1 protein-coding gene is annotated in these 648 nt (G+C 42.1%); it reads right to left on the bottom strand.

What is annotated here, in order from left to right:
* Positions 1–34 precede the first annotated feature (34 nt).
* On the bottom strand, positions 35–648 hold a 614-nt coding region (locus RB298_RS10295; RefSeq protein WP_486047016.1), incomplete at its 5' end, for a LysM peptidoglycan-binding domain-containing protein.

Here is a 648-nt window from a genome sequence, read left to right as displayed (position 1 = left end):
GGGTGTGTTGTGGTTCTGGTGGTGGTTGGTCTTGCTATTGTGCTTTTTGTGCTGGCGCTTGCGCTGGCTGTGCTTGTTGTTTTTGTTTTTGTTGTTCTTGTTCTTTTTGTTCTTGTTCTTGTGCTGCTGGTGCTTGTGCGGCTTGTTGTGCGTGTTCTTGTTCTTTTTGTGCTTGCTCTTGTGCTGCCTGTGCTTGTGCTTCTGCTTGTTCTTGTTCTTGTTCTTTTTGTGCTTGCTCTTGTGCTGCTACTTGAGCTTGCTCTTGTTCTTTTTGTGTTTGTTCTTGGGCTGCTACTTGAGCTTGCTCTTGTTCTTTTTGTGTTTGTTCTTGGGCTGCTTGTTCTTGCTGAGCTTGTGCCGTTTGAGACTGCTGCACTTGTGGAGCTGCCTTTGCTACTGGCGCACTAGCTGTTTGAGATTGAGCTGCTTGTGCCGTTTTAATTTTAAATTGTTCTCCAGGGAAAACTAAGTCTGTTGTTAAACCGTTCCATTCTTTAATTTCTTCTACTGTTACGCCATAATGTTGACCGATTGACCACAAAGTGTCACCACGTTTTACAGTATGTAGGATTTCTTTTATGCTAGATAAGTTTAGTGTCTGATTTGGATAAATTAGTGTTGATGTTAAGTTATTAGCATCTTTTAGCT

Origin of the sequence: Priestia sp. BR_2 (assembly GCF_041954005.1) — a bacterium.
GTDB classification, from domain to species: Bacteria; Bacillota; Bacilli; order Paenibacillales; family Paenibacillaceae; genus Paenibacillus_AQ; species Paenibacillus_AQ lautus_A.
The sequence above is the reverse complement of the archived record's forward strand: the minus strand, read 5'-3'. Positions and strand labels throughout refer to the sequence as shown.